We start from the raw sequence: 19,924 nt of genomic DNA, 5'->3' as shown, positions 1-19,924 counted from the left end.
CATTTCAGGAGTGGAGCCGTTTCGCACGCCGGAGCGGCGAAACCATTGGCGGAACTCTTGATTATATTGGATTTCCGGAGTGGAAGCCGGAAGACGGCCGGGTCAGAAGGGGATCAATGATGCAGCAGGTCGCTGCGTTCGCCGGTTGTCGTCGATACGACTGAAAGGAGGTCGTCGGCGTCATACAGCGCCACCAGGCTTTGCAGGTTCGATGGAAGGTTACTGAAAGCGAGCGGCTTGCCTGCTTGCCTGGCTGCGCGTTGCCAGGAAAGCATCGTGGCGACCGCTGCCGAATCCACAACGTTCAGGTCGCCAAGGTCAATCACCGACTGGCCGTCAGCGATCGCGCGCAAACCGGCTTCGAGCACGGTTTGCGCATTATTGACGGTCAGAGTTAATCCGGGCCGGTACATAGAGATCAGGATCAGGACTTGGTTGTCTTGGCTGCGCTGGCAGCCAGGCGCTTGTTCTTGTCGGCCAGAGTCTTGATCAGGCCGTCGATGCCGCCCTTGCTGATTTCAGCGGCAAAGTTGCCCTTATAGGTTTCCACCAGCCAGGCGCCAAGCACATTGACATCATAGATTTTCCAGCCGCCCGACGATTTTTCAAGACGGTAATTGAGTTGGATAGGGTCGCCGCCGCGCGGCTGAATGACTTGGGTCCGCACTTCGACGTCAGTGTCAGAAGGATCGCCACGCATAGGCTTGAATTCCATCTTCTGGTCTTTAACCTGTGAAATCGCACCAGAGTAGGTATACACCAACAGGGAACGGAATTCATTGGTCAGCTGTTTTTGCTGTTCCGGCGACGCTTCACGCCAGAAACGACCCGCTGCCAAGGCAGTCATGCGCTGAAAATCGACATGGGGCAATATTTTGGCTTCGACCAGTTCGAGCACTTTTTTCTGGTTGCCGCTCTGGATGTCCTTGTCACTTTTTGCCGTGTCGATCACTTCCTGACTGATGCGCTTGATCAGCGCGTCAGGTGTTTCCTGAGCGGAGGCCAGCGGTGCAAACGCAAGTGCGCCGACCGTCAGACTTGCAATGGCAAATATCTTTTTAAGCAGTTTCATACGATCCTGAAGTAGTTTAAACAGCGCCGCAATCGCGGCACATAGTAAGAAAACGCGCGGCAATCGAAATTAGTCTACCGCAGCGCATTTATTGTTTGGGCTCCGTGACCAAGGCGGTTTCTGCCGCTTTCGCTGCCGTAGATGCTGTCGCTCCCATATCCGCTGGGGCTGTTTCCAGCTTGACATCTTGTTCCAGTTTGACAACCGGCTTTTGTGCCGGTTCCGATGCCGCCGAGTTCACATCGGGGCTTGCGGTGGGCATCTCTTCGGCAGTCGGGCCAACATCATGCTCATATTTGGACTCCGGAACTTCGCCATCATATACCTTGCTCTGGCGACGTTGCTTATAGGCGTCACGCACAAATACATAACGGTCCAGCGCAGCCTCCTCAACCAGGTTGGAGGCATCGAGCACGGTCGCCCGCAGGTCGATAGCATTGGTGAACGAACCGATATTGCGTACATGCACTGGACGTTTGTAATGCCACGGATCCCCTGCAAAGTCGAGCGGAAGCACGGCCGCATCACGCAATGTCGAGGAACCGAGAATCGGCAATACGAGGTAAGGACCTGAAGCAACGCCCCACTTTCCCAGGGTCTGACCAAAATCTTCGTTGTGCTTGGTTAGCCCTGCTTCGCTACCGATATCCAGAAGCCCGCCGAAACCCATGGTGGTATTGACGGCCACACGCATCACATCCGAAAAGCCATCCTCAACTTTACCTTGAAGGAAGTTATTGACGCCGGTCCAGACGTCCCCAAGGTTACCGAAAAAATTGTTGATGCCGATTTGCACAAATTCCGGCAATACATTGCTATACAGTTCCGCAGCCGGCTTGACCGCTGCCTGGTCAATCGTGTCGTTAAAAGTGAACATCGCCCGATTGAATGATTCAAACGGGTCTTTGGGATTGTTGGTCGAAGCGCAACCCGCGAGCAGCACCGCTGCGGCGAGTACGCTGACTTTACGTTTTAGGGCAGACATCATTACTTGTCGCCGTCCTTTCCTTCCGCTGCCTTGCTGTAGAGAAACTGACTGATCAGGTTTTCAAGCACAACAGCCGATTGAGTCATCTTGATCCGGTCGCCGGCGGCCAGATTATTGGTATCGCCGCCCGGCTCAAGGCCTATATATTGTTCGCCCAGCAAACCCGAAGTCAGAATTTTGGCCGACGAGTCCTTGGGGAATTTGTATCCGCTTTCTAAATTGAGTGTCACCACCGCCTGAAAAGATTTGTCGTCAAAGCGGATATCCGCGACGCGGCCCACCACCACACCAGCGCTTTTCACCGGTGCGCGCGGCTTGAGTCCGCCAATGTTGTCGAATTTGGTCGTCACGGCGTATGTTGGCGCAAACGACAACGAACTCATATTGCCTGCCTTGAGAGCCAGGAATACCAGCGCCGCCGCGCCTAACAAGACGAACAGTCCAACCCACAGGTCCAATGATTTTCGTTGCATGCTCTTTACTCTTACTCTATGTCCCGAAACCGGGAGGCAGTTCCCGACTTGAGCAAATTTGTTTAACTGATACGGTGATGCAGGATGCCGATGACGGGCTTGTGCTACTTCAATTGAACATCAGGGCGGTCAGCAGGAAGTCCAGCCACAGCACCGTCAGGGAGGCGATAACGACAGTGCGGGTTGTCGCGCGGGCAACACCCTCAGGAGTCGGTTGTGCTTCATACCCCTGGAATAATGCTACAAACGTTACTGCAAATCCGAAAACCACGCTTTTGATGACGCCGTTCGCAATGTCATTCCAGACATCGACGCCGCCCTGCATCTGCGACCAGAACGCACCTTCATCCACGCCGATCAACTGCACGCCGACGATATAGCCGCCAAACACGCCGACTGCGCTGAAAATGGCTGCCAGGATCGGCATTGCAATGACACCTGCCCAAAAGCGTGGTGCCACTATCCGCTGCAGCGGATTCACCGCCATCATCTCCATTGCCGAGAGCTGCTCGCCCGCCTTCATGAGGCCAATCTCGGCGGTCAGCGATGTGCCGGCGCGGCCGGCAAACAACAGCGCGGTCACAACCGGCCCCAGCTCGCGCGTCAGCGATAGCGCCACCAGTAATCCAAGCGCCTGTTCCGAGCCGTAGCGGGTCAGCGTGTAGTATCCCTGCAAGCCCAGCACGAATCCGACGAAAAGACCGGAGACGGCAATGATCACCAGCGAATGATTGCCGATGAAGTGAATCTGGTCCGTCACCAGCCGCGGCCGGCGCAGCACGCCACCCGATGCGCCGAGGACGGCAAAAAACGAGCGCGCGGCAAACCCGACATTGCTGATCGATTCGCGCACCCAGCGCCCGATCCCGGCCAGAGCGTTTGCTATCATCGGGATTTTCCTCCCAGTATATCCTCGGCCAGCGAGCGTCCGGGATAATGGAAAGGCACTGGTCCATCCGCCTCGGCATGCACGAACTGCCTGACGTAAGGATCGTCGGATGCGTGCATCTGTTCCGGCGTCCCGTGCGCAACGATCTTCCCTTGCGACAAGAAGTAAATGTAGTCCGCAATCAGGAAGGTTTCATGGATGTCATGCGACACCACAATCGATGTCGAACCCAGAGCGTCATTTAACCGCCGAATCAGGTTGGCCGTCACTCCCATGGAAATGGGATCAAGTCCCGCGAATGGTTCGTCATACATGATCAGTTGCGGATCCAGCGCTACTGCGCGGGCCAGCGCAACGCGACGTGCCATGCCGCCGGAAATCTCGGCGGGTTTGAGGTGTGCGGCGTTGCGCAGGCCGACCGCATGCAGCTTAAGCAACACGAGGTCGCGGATCAATTCTTCCGGCAGGCGCGTATGCTCGCGCAACGGAAAGGCGACATTTTCAAAGACGGACAAATCGGTAAACAAGGCGCCATGCTGAAACAGCATGCCCATCTTGCGGCGCAAGGCGTACAAGGCCGTCGTATTGCGTGGATTAACCGGCTCTCCGTCAACCGTGACCGTGCCTTTCTGCTGCGTGATCTGTCCGCCGATCAGACGCAGGATCGTGGTCTTTCCCGAGCCGGAACCTCCCATGACTGCGACAACCTTGCCACGTGGGAAATCCATCTGGAGACCTGACAGGATGGGTCGGGCGCCATAGGAGAAATGGAGGTCGCGGATTTCAACGAGGTTCGGCACAACACAAATCTTTTACGCAAAGACGAGATTGTAGTGCAGAAATGCCAAACGTACTTTTGAACTAACCCAATGGTCATTTAAATAGCAACACAAACAACAACAAAAAGCCCGCCAAATCCTGTGATCGGGCGGGCTTCTTGGAACAAAAGCAGCTTATCGCGGCAGAACCGACGAACCCATCAGGAATTCATCGACAGCGCGTGCGCACTGACGGCCTTCACGAATGGCCCATACCACCAGCGACTGGCCGCGACGCATGTCGCCTGCGGCAAAGACCTTCTCAACCGAGGTCTTGTAGCAGCCATCGCCATCTGTGCCTGCTTTGGCGTTGCCACGCGCGTCCTTTTCGACACCGAAAGCGTCCAGCACCTGTTGCACCGGTGATACGAAGCCCATTGCCAGCAGTACCAGGTCGGCTTTCAGTTCGAATTCGGAATTCGGCACTTCCTGCATGCGGCCGTCCTTCCATTCAACGCGGGCCGCGATCAGCTTCTCGACCTTGCCATTCTTCCCTTCGAGGCGCTTGGTAGCCACTGACCAGTCACGGTCGCAGCCTTCTTCATGCGACGACGAGGTACGCAGCTTGGTCGGCCAGTACGGCCAGACCAGCGGCTTGTTTTCCTCTTCCGGCGGCTGCGGCAGCAATTCGAACTGGACCACCGATGCGGCGCCGTGACGGTTGGAAGTGCCGACACAGTCCGAACCGGTATCGCCGCCGCCGATCACGATGACGTGCTTCCCAGTCGCCATGATCTGATCCTTTACCTTGTCACCGGCATTGACCTTGTTCTGCAGCGGCAGGAATTCCATCGCGAAATGCACGCCCTTGAGTTCGCGGCCCGGCACCGGCAAGTCACGCGGGTTTTCTGCGCCACCCGCGATCACGACGGCGTCGAAGTCCTTCTTCAGCTGTTCGGTCGAGATGGTTTCCTTGGCCCAGTTGTAGACGTTGGACGGGAAATCCTTGCCGACGAAGACGCCGGTGCGGAAAGTCACGCCTTCGGCTTTCATCTGCTCGACGCGGCGGTCGATGTGGGACTTTTCCATCTTGAAGTCAGGGATGCCATAGCGCAGCAGACCGCCGACACGGTCATTCTTTTCAAACACGGTCACGTCATGGCCGGCACGCGCAAGCTGCTGCGCCGCTGCCATGCCTGCAGGCCCGGAGCCGACGACTGCAATTTTCTTGCCGGTCCTGGTGGTCGGGATCTGGGGGACGACCCAACCGTTTTCCCAGCCTTTGTCGATGATGAAATGCTCGATCGACTTGATGCCGACCGGGTCATTATTGATGCCGAGCGTGCAGGCGGCCTCGCAAGGTGCCGGGCAGATACGGCCGGTAAATTCCGGGAAGTTGTTGGTCGAGTGCAGGTTATCGAGAGCTTCCTTGTAGTTGCCGTGATAAACCAGGTCGTTCCAGTCAGGAATGATGTTGTTCACCGGGCAGCCGTTATTGCAGAACGGGATGCCGCAGTCCATGCAGCGCGCGCCCTGCACTTTTGCATCGGCGTCGCTCAGGTGGACGGTAAATTCCTTGTAGTGCTTCTTGCGCGAGGTGGGTGCTTCGCTTGCTTCCTGCAAGCGTTGGAATTCCAGAAAGCCGGTTACTTTTCCCATGATGTTCCTTGAGTATTTTTTCTCGTCTCCCTCCCTTTCAAGGGGAGGGGCGGAGTGGGAATGGGTTTTATCATTCGAGGACAAACCCATCCCCCACCTAACCTCCCCCTTGAAGGGGGAGGGACAGTTCAGCCGTTGATTGTTACGCTGCGACCTTTTCTTTCGCCTGTGCCGCTGCGTGGAGTTCGCCGAGAGCACGTTTGTACTCGGTCGGGAAGACCTTGACGAACTTGCTGCGGGCGTTGGCCCAGTCGTCGAGCAGGTTGCGTGCGCGAGTGCTGCCGGTGTACTTGAAGTGACGCTCGATCAGGCCTTTGAGGATCGCTTCGTCGGCCTGACCTTCGGCACCACGTGTAGCGGCGTGCCAGATCGAACGGTCGATCTTCGCTTCCTGATCAGCGGTGGACAGCACTGGATCCAGTGTCACCATCGACATGTTGCACTTCTTGGCGAAGTCACCGTCCGGGTCGTAGACATACGCGATGCCGCCGGACATACCCGCCGCGAAGTTGCGGCCGGTGTGGCCAAGAACAACGACAGTCCCGCCGGTCATGTATTCGCAACCATGGTCGCCGGTACCTTCGACGACGGTGACCGCGCCGGAGTTACGCACCGCGAAGCGCTCGCCCGCCACGCCGTTAAAGAAGGCTTCGCCGGCAATCGCGCCGTACAGCACGGTATTGCCAACAATGATGTTATCGACTGCCCAGCCGCGGAACTCGGTGTTCGGACGCACGATGATGCGACCGCCCGACAAGCCCTTGCCGACATAGTCGTTGCCTTCGCCAACCAGGTCGAGCGTGATGCCGTGTGCCAGGAAGGCGCCTGCCGACTGCCCTGCAGTACCTTGCAGCTGGATGTGAATGGTGTCATCCGGCAGGCCTTCGTGGCCGTATTTCTTCGCGACTTCACCCGACAGCATGGTGCCGACGGTACGGTTGCGGTTCTTGACCGGCGAGATGAACGACACTTTCTCGCCCTTCTCGATCGCAGCCTTTGCCTGTGCGATCAGCTTGTGATCGAGTGCGTTTTCCAGACCATGATCCTGCACTTCGACCTGGTAGCGCGGCTCGGATGCCGGTACTTCAGGCTGATAGAAGATCTTGCTGAAGTCCAGGCCCTTGGCTTTCCAGTGCGCGATAGCGCGCGACTTGTCGAGCAGGTCGGAACGGCCGATCAGCTCGTCGAAAGTACGCACGCCCAGTTGCGCCATGATCTGACGTGCTTCTTCAGCGACGAAGAAGAAGTAGTTGACCACATGTTCCGGCTTGCCCTGGAACTTGGCACGCAGCACCGGATCCTGCGTCGCAACGCCGACCGGGCAGGTATTGAGGTGGCACTTGCGCATCATGATGCAGCCTTCGACCACCAGCGGTGCTGTCGCAAAGCCGACTTCATCGGCGCCAAGCAATGCAGCGATAACAACGTCGCGGCCGGTCTTGATCTGGCCGTCGGTCTGCACACGGATACGGCTGCGCAGGCGGTTCAGCACCAGCGTCTGCTGGGTTTCGGCGAGGCCGAGTTCCCATGGCGAACCGGCGTGCTTGACCGACGATAGCGGCGATGCGCCGGTGCCGCCGTCATGGCCGGCAATCACGACGTGATCGGCCTTGGCCTTTGCGACACCGGCCGCAACCGTGCCGACGCCGACTTCGGAGACCAGCTTGACCGAGATCGATGCCTTGGGATTGGCATTCTTCAGGTCGTGGATCAGCTGCGCCAGATCTTCGATCGAGTAAATGTCATGGTGCGGCGGCGGCGAAATCAGGCCGACACCCGGCACCGAGAAACGCAGCTTGGCGATGTACTCGGATACTTTGTGACCAGGCAACTGACCGCCCTCGCCCGGCTTTGCGCCTTGGGCCATCTTGATCTGGATCTGGTCGGCGGACGTCAGGTATTCGGTCGTGACGCCGAAACGGCCCGATGCCACCTGCTTGATCTTCGAACGCAGCGAGTCGCCGGCCAGCAGCGGCATGTCCACTTCAATGCGGTCCTTGCCGATCACGGAAGCAAGTGTTTCGCCCTTCTTGATCGGGATGCCTTTCAGCTCCTGGCGATAGCGGTTCTCGTCTTCGCCGCCTTCACCGGTGTTCGATTTGCCGCCGATGCGGTTCATCGCGATGGCCAGCGTGGCGTGCGCTTCAGTCGAGATCGAACCGAGCGACATCGCACCGGTGGCGAAACGCTTGACGATTTCCTTGGCCGGCTCGACTTCGTCGATCGGGATGGCCTTGGACGGATCGATCTTGAACTCGAACAGGCCGCGCAGGGTCATGTGGCGCTTGGACTGATCGTTGATGATCTGCGCGTATTCCTTGTAGGTGTTGAAGTTGTTCGAACGGGTCGAATGCTGCAGCTTGGCGATCGCGTCCGGCGTCCACATGTGGTCTTCGCCACGCACGCGGAATGCGTATTCGCCTCCGGCGTCCAGCGCATTGGCGAGGATCGGGTCATTGCTGAATGCGAGCTTGTGCAGGCGCAGCGCTTCTTCCGCGACTTCGAACACGCCGATGCCTTCGACGTTGGATGCCGTGCCCTTGAAATACTTGTCGACCAGCGCCTTGTTGAGGCCGATGGCTTCGAAGATCTGTGCGCCGCAGTAGGACATGTAGGTCGAGATGCCCATCTTGGACATGACCTTCATCAGGCCCTTGCCGACTGCCTTCTGGAAGTTGTAGACCGCTTTTTCGGGTGACAGGGCACCCGGCAGGCCGGCGGCCATTTCGCACAGCGTATCCATCGCGAGGTAAGGATGGATGGCTTCCGCGCCGTAACCGGCGAGCAGTGCGAAGTGATGGGTTTCACGTGCGGAGCCGGTTTCGACAACCAGGCCGGTCGAGGTACGCAGGCCCTTGCTGACCAGGTGCAGGTGGATGGCCGATGTTGCCAGCAATGCCGGGATCGCAACCTGATCCGCATCGACCTTGCGGTCGGAGATGATCAGGATGTTATGGCCCGATTTGACCGCGTCGACCGCCTTCGCGCACAGCGATGCGATGCGTGCCTCGATGCCTTCCTTGCCCCAGGCTGTCGGATAGCAGATGTTCAGCTCATGCGACTTGAATTTGCCGCCGGTATGCTTGCTGATGTTACGCAGCTTGGCGATATCCGCATAGTCGAGGATAGGCTGCGACACTTCGAGGCGCATCGGTGGGTTGATGTTGTTGGTGTCGAGCAGGTTTGGACGCGGGCCGATGAAGGACACCAGCGACATGACCATCGCTTCGCGGATCGGGTCGATCGGCGGGTTGGTCACCTGGGCGAACAACTGCTTGAAGTAGTTGTACAGCGGCTTGTTCTTGTTGGACATGACGGCCAGCGGCGAGTCGTTGCCCATGGAACCGACGGCTTCTTCACCAGCGCTTGCCATCGGCGCCATCAGGAACTTCAGGTCTTCCTGGGTATAGCCGAATACCTGCTGGCGATCCAGCAGCGCAATGTTGGACTTTGGCTCGACCGGTTCCGCTTCGAGTTCGTCCAGCTTGATGCGGACGGAATCGATCCACTGCTTGTACGGCTTGGCGTTGGCGTAAGTGTCTTTCAGTTCCTTGTCGTCGATGATGCGGCCGGCGTCGAGGTCGATCAGGAACATCTTGCCTGGCTGCAGGCGCCATTTCTTGATGATCTTCGATTCGGGAATCGGCAGCACGCCGGATTCCGAGGCCATGACGACGAAATCGTCATCGGTCTGGATATAACGTGCGGGACGCAGTCCGTTACGGTCGAGCGTGCCGCCGATGTGGCGGCCGTCGGTGAAAGCCATGGCGGCGGGGCCGTCCCACGGTTCCATCATCGCGGCGTGGTATTCGTAGAAGGCGCGACGATTGTCGTCCATCAGCGTATGGTTTTCCCAGGCTTCCGGGATCATCATCATCATTGCCTGGGCGAGTGGATAGCCCGCCATCAGCAGTAGCTCCAGCGCGTTGTCGAAGCAGGCAGTATCGGACTGGCCTTCATAGATCAGCGGGAACAGCTTCTGCAGATCGTCGCCGAGCACGGCGGACTTCATCACGCCTTCACGGGCGCGCATCCAGTTGAAGTTGCCCTTGACGGTGTTGATTTCGCCGTTGTGAGCGATCAGGCGATACGGGTGAGCCAGCGGCCACTCGGGGAAGGTGTTGGTGGAGAAGCGCTGGTGCACCAGGGCCAGGGCGGAAACGCAGCGCGCGTCCTGCAGATCCCTGTAATACACGCCGACCTGATCCGCCAGCAGCAGACCCTTGTAGACGACCGTACGTGCGGACATGGAAGGAACGAAGAATTCCTTGCCATGCAACAGATTCAAGGCCTGGATTGCGTGACCGGATGATTTGCGAATGACGTACAGCTTGCGCTCAAGCGCGTCGGTCACCATGATGTCCGGGCCGCGACCGATGAAAATCTGGCGGATCACCGGTTCTTTTTCACGGACGGTCGGCGACATCGGCATCCCGATATCGACGGGCACGTCGCGCCAGCCGAGCACGACCTGGCCTTCAGCCTGTACCGCGCGTTCAATTTCCTGTTCGCATGCGATGCGGGAAGCGTTTTCCTTCGGCAGGAAAACCATGCCGACGCCGTATTCGCCGGGTGGCGGCAGGCTGATGCCCTGCTTTGCCATTTCTTCACGGTAATACTGGTCTGGGATCTGGATCAGAATGCCCGCGCCATCACCCATCAGCTTGTCGGCGCCGACAGCGCCCCGATGGTCGAGGTTTTTCAGAATAAGCAGGCCTTGTTCGATGACCGAATGGCTTTTCTTGCCTTTGATGTGGGCGATGAAACCAACGCCACAGGCGTCATGTTCATTGGAAGGATCGTAAAGACCTTGCGCGTGCATAAGCTTTCTCCGCAACTTTTGATGTATCGAAGCTGAAGGATAGTGCAGTGCAATAGATAGTTCAATCGAAATTAAATAGGGTCAGAGCAATAATAAGATTTCCTCTTCGTTTGCACCAAAATAAATAGGGACAGAGCAATTTTGGACGGCTATTTGCCAATTCAATTGTTGATGTGGCAAATTTAATCTGTCGAAGGCTTGTTTGTGGCTGAGTGCGCTTTTGGTGGACGCCCACGCCGTGCCGGACTGACTCGTCGATTAGCTTGTTTGGTAAGGAGAAGCTTGAACTGTTCTGAGCCCAGCGCCCAGCCTTTGCGTGTTGCCTCCCGCAATACCGCGAGTTCGCGTTCGCTTAGACCCTGCTCGGCCAAAGCCCGGTAGGCCGCTTCACGCTCGAACGGCGTATTACCGAGCGCCCAAAAGATTGGATGATCATGAATTACCGGGTCAGACCGCAAACCGGCATGATGAGCATAACTGGACCAGGGATATGCTTCTGCCGACAAAACGAGCCCGGAACGCACCGGATTGAGTTCAATATACTGGCTGCACTGAAGGAAGTAGTTGGAAGAGTCAATCACGGTTGCTTTGTAACGACTTTGCCAGAGCGTCCCGGCACGCTGATATTTGCCATTGAAATAAGGGACATAGTGACGGCCTACCCATTGCATCGTGCGTCCCAAGCCGATGTCATCGGATGGCGAAACCAATAAATGGAGATGGGTGGGCATCAGAACATAGGCGTGCACGGCAAGTTTGAACTGCTTTGCCGCATCACGAAGCCAGCCCAGAAAGGCAGCATAGTCGGCGTCGTCCCGGAAAATACGTTGCCCATCAATTCCGCTTTGCAGAATGTGATGTGGCTGATTGGGAACGACAAGTCGCGGAAGTCGGGCCATAGGAAAGTGTACTGTGCCGCCAAAATTGCGGCTGCCCCAATTCTATCCCAGCCGCCTTTGTACAAGCGGACCACGTCCACCACACAAGGCATGCCAGCCATATTTACATTTACATCAGGCGCGCCCTTTTGTGTCATATATGGGCGTTCACTGTATTGCGCCATGGGCTCTTCGGTTTGCTGTATTTACTATTTTGCACGCTATCGTGAAACGGGATACCGGAAGAAAACTCAGCCTCCCTTGCACGCTCGTAGATCGTGCTGCGGATGGTTGTTGCGGAAGGAAGGCGGCGAACATGGAAGCGCACGACCCGAACACCTGCACTTTTGAAACACGCATCGATTGCCGTTTCACGCCGGGTTGGTCGTGCGCGGTAATCCAGTTCGACGACCGCCATGAGCTGCATGTCCTCATCAAAGATCGCGTAGCCAACTCTTTTTCCTTCAAGGCATGCCATCGCCGTTTTACGCAGTTTTCCGATGCCGACAGGCTCGATTAGTGCTGACAGAGCCATCTGCGTGGTAACGGTGCATTCGGGAAGCGCTTTACGCAGCCGATAAAAGAATTCAAGGTCGCCGCCGGTAAGTACTGACTTCTGGCGAAACCTCGGCATATTCCTGCTGTGCAAGATAAGCCAGCCGGCCAAGCCGAGTGACACAATACTGGTGAAGACAATAAGCTCCTGCATGGCACACTCCATGTACAAAACGACAATTAATTTACCATTTATTAACAACCTATTGAAGACGACAGTAAATTAAAATGCTTTCCATTCAGAAGTGTTGTTAATTACCTGACAACAGGATCTTTTCTTAAACCGGCTCCCAGCCGGATGCGCCAAGATGAAATTGAGTGACTTGATGCACCGCGAAGTGACCGGATTCAGGATTGAATCGCCAGATTGCGACTTTGACGGAACGGACCGCTGATTCCGGGCATGTCGTAATAACGTTGAAAGAGTTTGGCGCACCGGGTCGCGTGCGATGTGAGACCGCGGTACCTGCCCCGCTAAGGATGAAATGACGTCGGAGCTCGGGAAAGGCTTCGCGAGTGGTCGTCACCAGCGGCACATGCACGTGACCACTGAGGACGATGTCGATGTCGTGCCCGGCAAAAGCAGCGGCCGCGTTGCCTGCATCGATCAGGACTTCATGCTGGTCCTCAAGCCAGGCCGTGTGCAGCGGCTGATGGGCGCAGGCAATCCGCAGGCGCGGCGTCATGGAAGGAGGAATACGACTAGCCAGATCCGCGAGTTGCCCGGTCCTTAGCTTGCCACGCGTATGCCGGGCGGGATTTGTACTGTCCAGGGCCATCACAATGGTATCCGTGTCAGTCCACATGCCGCATGGAGCGCCGAACGCATCACAATAGTTGCGGTAAGGCGTCAATGCCCGGGCAACAACGTTGAACAGGGGAATATCGTGGTTGCCAGGGATGACCATGATGGCAGGCACCTTCAACCGGTCCAGGAAATTTCGCGCGCTGCGAAACTCGTGCTTGCGGGCACGCTGCGTCATGTCGCCGGACACAATGACGAGATCCGGTTGCAAAGCATGGAGTGCAGCCTGCAAAGCGTCAACGACAGCGGGTATCTCGGTCCCGAAATGGGGATCGGACAGATGCGCGATCACTGTCATGTAGCATCCCTGCCGGCCTTTGCGACACCTTCTGCATCGATACTTGATTGCCTGGCGATCGCCTCGGGATGGTCATTCGTATCCGTTTCAGCCGGCACTATGACGCCAAGCGCCCGCGGTGCAACACGGAAAGACAGCGGTGCTTCACAGCGCACGATTTCGCCATCCACCACCACATCGACATAGGGTTTGTTCGTCTCCGTGTCGAATGCGTCCGTGCAGAACGTTTCAAGATATGGATCATTGGCCAGCTGTCGAAAGGCGCCGCGCAGCAACAAACGCACCATATCTAGCCGCGACGTGGGACGCAGAACGAAGACAGCCATACCATCTTCAGGTGTGGTTTCAGCAACCTTTGCATCCAGCTTCGCGATTTGCAGCGCATTATTCGAAACAAATACCATGGTGGTACGCCGCAACAGCATCTCATTACCGACACGCATGCGCACCATGAACGGACGTACACCACGCAGTAGGGATACAACTGCGGAATATACCGCGACTAGACGAAAGCGTCCGAACCTGGCCTTGTGATCTTCTCTGTTACGAATGACTTTGCTGTAAAGGCCGAAACTGGCATTGTTGAGAAATATCCTGCCGTTCACATAGCCAACCGATATCTGTTCGGTCTTTCCCGTTAGCAGGAGACGTGCGGCGGCGGCGGGCTCATTGGGTATTCCAAGGTCGCGGGCGAAGTAATTGAAGGTTCCTGCCGGAATGACGCCCAGAGTGACCCCAAGCTCGCAGCAGAGTCCTGCGACGGTATTGATGGTGCCGTCACCGCCAGCTGCAACAACAATGCCTCCGGTTTGTTTTGCACGGAGTACGGTCTGTCTACCGATTTCCAGAAAATCGGTTCCTGGCTTGATTTCGACGATGTCATAGGCGACACCGGGCACAGACAGTTCCTGCTCCACCTCACGGCGGAATGCCTGCGGATCGGTACCGCCGGCACCTGCATTCAGGATGACGCTAATCGAGGTCTGTAGCCGCCTGGTAACGCTTTGTGAAGAATGCGGTCCGATCATTGCATGGAAGCTCGCTGGCCGGTCCGGAATTGATGATGCCGATAGCTTGCGTTCAATCGGGTCGCACTGCATTGATTACCGTCATGAGAAATCCGGCATCTGCGGACAGCGATGCCGGGACAAGAATGACGACGCCAATTACAAAATTCGACGTGCCCAGGCAGGCTCGGGCTGGCGGCGCTGTTCCAGCGAGCGCATCACCAGCGTGCGCAATTCGTTAAGCGGGGCAATCTCGGCTTGCTCGATCCTGCTTGCCGGTTTGGCCATGTCCCAGTCGCCGTAGATGAAGCCGACCGGATGCCGATTCAGCGTCAATGGCAACACCATGAAACTGCGCACGGTTGGCAGCGCATCTTTCCACCAGCGCGGCACCTTGCTAATGAAAGCCGGATTTTGGGCATTTTCGACAAAGATCATCTTGTCATTGGCCAGGGAAGCGTGGAACACGTCCGGCTGGTAGGCATCGCCAAATACCAGTTGCGGCATCAACTCTTGCACACCATCGCCGAAGCACATATTGGCAATGTACTGCGACCGTTCCTGGTTGCGCAGGAACACGATGGTCCGGCTGAAGCCCAGGCCCTGGTACACCGTTTCCAGCGCCATCGTCATGATCTGGCCGGCGCTTGCCGAATGCTGCGCGTCGCGCATATCGTTCACGCCGCGCGCCAGTCGCGCCGCCGCGTCGGCCGGCTTGCCGACAGGCTGTACCGGTGCAGCCTCGACTGCCTTGGCGTCGGTAGTGCTACGCCTCGGCAGGCGCACGACAACCGCATCTTCATTGGCCGCCGTCTTTTGCGCAGTGTCGACCGCGGACAGCATCTGCTCTACTTCCAGCCCCAGCATGTCGGCATAGCTGCTGGCAAGTTCGGCAAGTTTGGCGTCGATTTCGCTATCTTCCGATGTAAGGACCACGGCGCAGCGTGACGACACGGTGGAAATCGCGGCCAGCCAGTCTTTGTGGTCGAGCGGTTCACCAACCGGCTTGGGCGGCATATCCTGCAAAGTCTCGACAACCGCCCCCGGCAATCCCCACTGACGTGCCGCCCCACGACCGATATCGTCGAGGCCAAGTCCAAGAATTTCGCGTGCCGCCGCATTTTCGTCGAGCCCTGTGCGGGCGCTGTGCTCCTGCACAAGCTGCCATCGGTCGGTGAGGTAAAACGTGGTCATCATGCGGCCGAGCGAATGCAGCATCGAGCAAACCACGGCTTCCTCGGCATCGCGGGTGCTGGCGGAAGAGGCCATCTGCCGTGCAATGTGACCGGCCAGTACGGACTTTTCCATTTCGGCGCGGGCATTTGCCGATTCCGACGAGGCTGCGGACAAACCATCGACCAGTTTGAGACCCAGCGCAAGATGGCCGATCGCTTCGGTCCCAAGGACGATGACTGCCTTGGACACCGTATTGATGCCCTGGCCGAACACCGAGTACATCGCACTGTTGGCGAGGCGCAGGACCTTTTGCGTGAGGGCGGGATCCTGCAGCACGGTGCGGGTCATGTTGAACTCGCGGTCGTCGTCGCCACGCATGGCGCCGATGATCGCGCTGACCACCTTGGAAAAACCGGGCAGGTCGCCGCGCTGACGCACTCGCGACCAGAGCAGTTCCATGGTTTTTTCAGCGCTAACAGGTTCTTTGTTCAAAATGGATTTCATGCAAACAGGCTCGCGATCATGCAGCAGCGGGTGAAGCGGTCATCGACCGCTCAGCCTTTAGCAAGGTAACAATGTCTTCAGGGAGTAATGGCCGACCGGTGTGATACCCCTGGATTAGCCCGCAGCCATGGGCGGCAAGGAAGTCGAGCTGTTCCTTGTTTTCCACCCCTTCAGCCACGGTGCTCAGGTTCAGGTGACTGGCGAGGCTCAGGACCACGTTGCAGATCGCCACGTCCTTGACGGAACCGGGCAGATCCTTGATGAAGGCGCGGTCGATCTTGAGGGTCGCAATCGGGAAACGCTTGAGATAGGCGAGTGACGAATAGCCAGTGCCAAAGTCGTCAATGGCAATACGGACATTCCTGGAAGTCATCGCGGTCAGCAAGGCTTCCGCGTGCTCCGGATCCGACATCAGGATGCCCTCCGTAATTTCCAGCAGCAATTGTTCGCCTTTCAGTCCAGACAACTTCATTGCCTCGTCCATGATGTCGAGGAACTGATCGTTGCGGAACTGACGCGGACTGACGTTGACCGACACGTAAAGCGGGCGCCCGGCGACTTCTTCGAAACGGCGGATCTGCACGCAGGCTGCTTTGAGCGCCCATGCGCCAAGCAGATTGATGAGGCCATTGCTTTCCGCCATCGGAATGAACTGTGCCGGCGACACCATGCCCTCTCCCGGACGGCTCCAGCGCATCAGCGCCTCGAATCCCATGATCTGGCGACTACGGGCATCGACGATGGGCTGGTAATGCAACAGGAACTCGCCGTCGCGCACCGCCTGGAACATCGCCGCTTCCATCGACACATCATGTTCGGGCTGGGTAAATTTTTCGTGGTCGTAGACAACGCAGCGCGCCTTGCCGGTTTCTTTTGCGCGATACATGGCGGTATCCGCATGGGCCAGCAGCTTGACTTCGCTGTCGCCATGTTCCGGGAATACAGCGGCACCGATCGAGGTGCCGACATAGAGCGTATGCCCCTGGATGTCGAAAGGCAACTGCATGGTGGAGATCATGCGACGGGCGATGATCTGAATTTCCGCCTCGGAGACCGCACCCGGAAGCACCGCGACAAACTCGTCGCCGCCGACGCGCGCCAGGGTGTCGACGTCACGCAGGGTTTCCGACAACCGCATGGCGGCGACCCGCAATAGCGCGTCGCCCACAGGATGGCCAAGAGCGTCGTTGACCTTCTTGAAACCATCGAGATCAAGCGCCACGACCGCAAATCCGCGTCCGGTGCGCCGCGATTGGGCAATCGCCATGCGAATCCGGTCCGACAGCAAGGAGCGGTTGGGCAAAGCCGTCAGCGCGTCATGGGTGGCCATATGCCGCAAGCGCTCTTCCGTGGCTTGCTGGCCCGAGATGTCGCGTCCGACGGCGAGCAATTCGGATTGGCCGTGCTCGGACTTATAAACCGTGACCTGCAGCTCGATCCACAATGCGGCACCCGGTGTCTGGATGCGTACGTTGGTCTTGGACGGCTGGCTGGAATCTGTTGCCTGCGCGATGATAGCGTCGATGGCAGGACGGTCAGCTGCAAGGATAAAGGTACTGAGCGGCTTGGCGACCAGTTCGGCACCCGGGCAAATCAGGTCTATGGCGCGTTTGCTGGCATAAAGGATCGTGCCCTGCATGTCGAGTCGAAACACCGCATCGCCGGCGGCCTCCATGAGGCTGTCCAACTGGGCTGTTACGGTTGCTTCGGGCCGGTCGCGACGGGTGGAAAACATTGTCAGGAGCTTATCTCGATTGAAGGCGTGGCAAATGACGGCGTTTTTAAGAGGAAAAGAATGCTATAGCTTGCCAGCTACGTGTCATACCAATCCCAACCCATAACGCACCATGAGATCGCGTCTTTTTTCGGGGGCGCCGAGCCGCCTGCCGGCGTTGCACTCGTCGTCAATAGCCCGCTATTGACTCCTCCTGCGCCTTGCCAGTCAAAAAAATCCATCAATCTCATTTGTCACGTTACAGCTTGGGATTGGTATCAGCCATCTTAACAAATTGTAGTAGGGAAATTAAGCTTGCCTTGAAATGTTCAAGAAGAAAATGCACAAAAAGAAACAAATCGCTGATTTTTCAACAAAAAAGCCCCAACTTGGGGCTTTTTGAGAATTTCAATCCTGCAATAACATGCCGTTTGTGGAACGCTTGCTTCCAAGTGAACGGCTTGATCCTGTTCAGAACGGAATATCGTCGTCCATATCGCTGAAATTCGGTGCAGGACGCGAAGCGCCGCTGCGGGCCGCACCACCGCCGGCTCCCGCGCCACCGGAATTCTGGCGTGGCGCCGGGGCGCTGCTGCCATAATCATCATCCATCGGTGCACCGGCGCCACCGCCCATGCCTTGGCGGCTACCCAGCATCTGCATGGTGTCAGCGATGATTTCAGTCGTATAGCGCTCGACACCATCCTTGTCGGTCCATTTGCGTGTCTGCAGGCGGCCTTCGACGTAGATCTGCGAGCCTTTCTTCAGATATTGGCCAGCAATCTCCGCGAGCTTGCGGTAGAAGGTGATCCGATGCCATTCGGTAAGCTCTTTTTTCTCGCCGGAGTTCTTGTCTTTCCAGCTTTCGGTGGTCGCCACCGCGACATTGGTGACTGCATCGCCATTCGGCATGTAGCGCGTTTCCGGGTCGCGCCCCAGGTTGCCGACGATGATGACCTTGTTGACGGATGCCATAAATTTCTCCTCAAGCTGACTCAGTAGTGATCGTGATACGGATTCGGTAATGCAGTAATACGGTAAAGCGCTAATGCGGTGAGCCCTGCGCGTCAGGCGGTGGCGGTGGCTGTCGCCGTCACCGCGCCTCTACGCGGCAGGTTTCGCATGCTGGCAGCAATTATAAGCCAGACAACAGTCAGTCCCGCACACAGGATAAACACGGAGGACGGCCCGGTGTGCTGTTTCAGCCAGCCGCCGAGCGCGCCGCCACAGAACAGACCAAGCGCCTGCAAGGTGTTGTACACGCCAAGGGCTGAGCCTTTGGCCGCGGGCGGCGCAATTCTTGACACGAGCGAGGGCTGGCAAGCTTCCAGAATATTGAAGGAAACGAAGAAAGCGAACAAGAGGAACACCAGCACCAGCCAATGCGTTGCCGGATACGAGAAGAACAGCCATAGTCCGAGTTGCACGGTCAGCATCAGGGCGATTGCGCCCAGAAACACCTGCTTCATTTTTCCCTTTTTCTCGCCTACGAACACGGGTGGCAGCATCAGCGCAAACGAGGCAAGCACCACCGGCAGGTAGACCTTCCAGTGATCGGCGATGGGCAAGCCGGCATATTCGACGAGCGCCGCGGGGACCACGACGAACATGGACATTTGGGTTGCATGCAGTGCGAACACGCCAAAGTTGAGCCGCATGAGTTCGGTGTTGACCAGCACTTTCGAAAATGGCACGCGTTGCGTCGCCACCATTTCAGGCGCAGGCGGAACGACATAGAGAACGACGCCGACCGCCAGCACCGACAGGATGCCGGTCAGTGCAAACAAGCCTCCCATGCCAATGCTGGCATACAGCACCGGTGCGGCAATCAGGGATACGGCAAAGGTCAGTCCGATGGAGCCGCCAACCATGGCCATTGCCTTGGTGCGGTGCTCTTCACGCGTGGTATCGGCTATGAATGCGGTCACCGCGGCGGAAATCGCACCGGCCCCTTGAAGCGCGCGCCCAACGATCACCCCGGCCAGGGTATGCGATGCGGCGGCGATAAACGAGCCTATGGCGAATATGACAAGACCAATCACGATGACTGGTTTGCGGCCATATTTGTCGGACGCCATGCCGAACGGGATCTGGCCGAACGACTGCGTCAGGCCATAAATACCCATTGCCAGACCAACCATGGTGGCGCTGTCGCCACCGGGCAGCGTTCTGGCATGCACAGCGAATACCGGCAGGATAAGGAACATACCCAACATGCGCAGCGCGAAAATCGACGCCAGTGACAGACTGGCACGAATTTCGGTTGGCGACATGCGGGCGCCGACGTCATCGGCGGAGGGAGTAGCTGACATGGTGCTCACGGCGG

General features: G+C 57.5%; 16 protein-coding genes. All 16 read right to left on the bottom strand.

The window, feature by feature from the left end; translation table 11 throughout:
* Nucleotides 1–113: 113 nt before the first annotated feature.
* The 16 genes from ASE07_RS05430 to ASE07_RS05355 all read right to left on the bottom strand — a co-directional run bounded on the left by ASE07_RS05430 (nt 114) and on the right by ASE07_RS05355 (nt 19,871).
* Nucleotides 114–413, bottom strand: a complete 300-nt coding sequence (locus ASE07_RS05430) for an STAS domain-containing protein (protein ID WP_057289793.1) — start codon at nt 411–413, stop codon at nt 114–116.
* An 11-nt stretch (nt 414–424) separates the two neighbouring features.
* Nucleotides 425–1,072 (bottom strand): MlaC/ttg2D family ABC transporter substrate-binding protein, encoded by a 648-nt coding sequence (locus ASE07_RS05425; RefSeq protein ID WP_057289792.1) that lies wholly within the window; start codon nt 1,070–1,072, stop codon nt 425–427.
* 88 nt (nt 1,073–1,160) lie between these two features.
* A complete protein-coding gene (locus tag ASE07_RS05420; RefSeq protein ID WP_327196043.1) occupies nt 1,161–2,060 on the bottom strand; it encodes an MlaA family lipoprotein in 900 nt (299 codons plus the stop codon).
* On the bottom strand, nt 2,060–2,533 hold the full coding sequence (gene mlaD, locus ASE07_RS05415; protein ID WP_057289791.1) for an outer membrane lipid asymmetry maintenance protein MlaD: 474 nt from the start codon (nt 2,531–2,533) through the stop codon (nt 2,060–2,062). Before mlaD ends, ASE07_RS05420 begins: the two co-directional genes overlap by 1 nt.
* Nucleotides 2,534–2,642: 109 nt before the next feature.
* Nucleotides 2,643–3,422 carry a lipid asymmetry maintenance ABC transporter permease subunit MlaE gene (mlaE, locus tag ASE07_RS05410; protein WP_057289790.1) on the bottom strand — a complete coding sequence of 260 codons (780 nt, stop codon included), beginning with the start codon at nt 3,420–3,422 and terminating at the stop codon, nt 2,643–2,645.
* On the bottom strand, nt 3,419–4,222 hold the full coding sequence (locus ASE07_RS05405; RefSeq protein ID WP_082583969.1) for an ABC transporter ATP-binding protein: 804 nt from the start codon (nt 4,220–4,222) through the stop codon (nt 3,419–3,421). Before ASE07_RS05405 ends, mlaE begins: the two co-directional genes overlap by 4 nt.
* 153 nt (nt 4,223–4,375) lie before the next feature.
* Nucleotides 4,376–5,839 carry a glutamate synthase subunit beta gene (locus ASE07_RS05400; RefSeq protein WP_057289788.1) on the bottom strand — a complete coding sequence of 488 codons (1,464 nt, stop codon included), beginning with the start codon at nt 5,837–5,839 and terminating at the stop codon, nt 4,376–4,378.
* A gap of 142 nt (nt 5,840–5,981) precedes the next feature.
* Nucleotides 5,982–10,661, bottom strand: coding sequence for a glutamate synthase-related protein (locus tag ASE07_RS05395; protein WP_057289787.1), 4,680 nt, complete (start codon nt 10,659–10,661; stop codon nt 5,982–5,984).
* Nucleotides 10,662–10,843: 182 nt separating this feature from the next.
* A complete protein-coding gene (locus ASE07_RS05390; protein WP_057289786.1) occupies nt 10,844–11,560 on the bottom strand; it encodes a transposase in 717 nt (238 codons plus the stop codon).
* 133 nt (nt 11,561–11,693) lie between these two features.
* The gene (locus tag ASE07_RS05385) at nt 11,694–12,248 is read right to left on the bottom strand and encodes a DUF2726 domain-containing protein (RefSeq protein WP_057289785.1); all 555 of its coding nucleotides are present in this window, start codon (nt 12,246–12,248) and stop codon (nt 11,694–11,696) included.
* Nucleotides 12,249–12,372: 124 nt separating this feature from the next.
* Nucleotides 12,373–13,197 carry a metallophosphoesterase family protein gene (locus ASE07_RS05380; protein WP_057289784.1) on the bottom strand — a complete coding sequence of 275 codons (825 nt, stop codon included), beginning with the start codon at nt 13,195–13,197 and terminating at the stop codon, nt 12,373–12,375.
* Nucleotides 13,194–14,297: a diacylglycerol/lipid kinase family protein gene (locus ASE07_RS05375; protein ID WP_057289783.1), complete on the bottom strand. Its 1,104-nt coding sequence runs from the start codon at nt 14,295–14,297 to the stop codon at nt 13,194–13,196. Before ASE07_RS05375 ends, ASE07_RS05380 begins: the two co-directional genes overlap by 4 nt.
* Before the next feature lie 66 nt (nt 14,298–14,363).
* On the bottom strand, nt 14,364–15,839 hold the full coding sequence (locus tag ASE07_RS05370) for an HDOD domain-containing protein (RefSeq protein WP_235548358.1): 1,476 nt from the start codon (nt 15,837–15,839) through the stop codon (nt 14,364–14,366).
* Nucleotides 15,840–15,900: 61 nt separating this feature from the next.
* Nucleotides 15,901–17,619, bottom strand: a complete 1,719-nt coding sequence (locus tag ASE07_RS05365) for a putative bifunctional diguanylate cyclase/phosphodiesterase (RefSeq protein ID WP_082583967.1) — start codon at nt 17,617–17,619, stop codon at nt 15,901–15,903.
* 450 nt (nt 17,620–18,069) lie between these two features.
* Nucleotides 18,070–18,573 carry a single-stranded DNA-binding protein gene (gene ssb, locus ASE07_RS05360; protein WP_057289780.1) on the bottom strand — a complete coding sequence of 168 codons (504 nt, stop codon included), beginning with the start codon at nt 18,571–18,573 and terminating at the stop codon, nt 18,070–18,072.
* A gap of 92 nt (nt 18,574–18,665) precedes the next feature.
* The gene (locus tag ASE07_RS05355) at nt 18,666–19,871 is read right to left on the bottom strand and encodes an MFS transporter (protein WP_057289779.1); all 1,206 of its coding nucleotides are present in this window, start codon (nt 19,869–19,871) and stop codon (nt 18,666–18,668) included.
* Nucleotides 19,872–19,924 lie beyond the last annotated feature (53 nt).

It is taken from the genome of Noviherbaspirillum sp. Root189 (assembly GCF_001428545.1).
In the GTDB taxonomy this organism is placed as follows: domain Bacteria; phylum Pseudomonadota; class Gammaproteobacteria; order Burkholderiales; family Burkholderiaceae_D; genus Noviherbaspirillum.
Note: the sequence above shows the minus strand (reverse complement) of the source record. Positions and strands in the feature narration are given on the sequence as shown.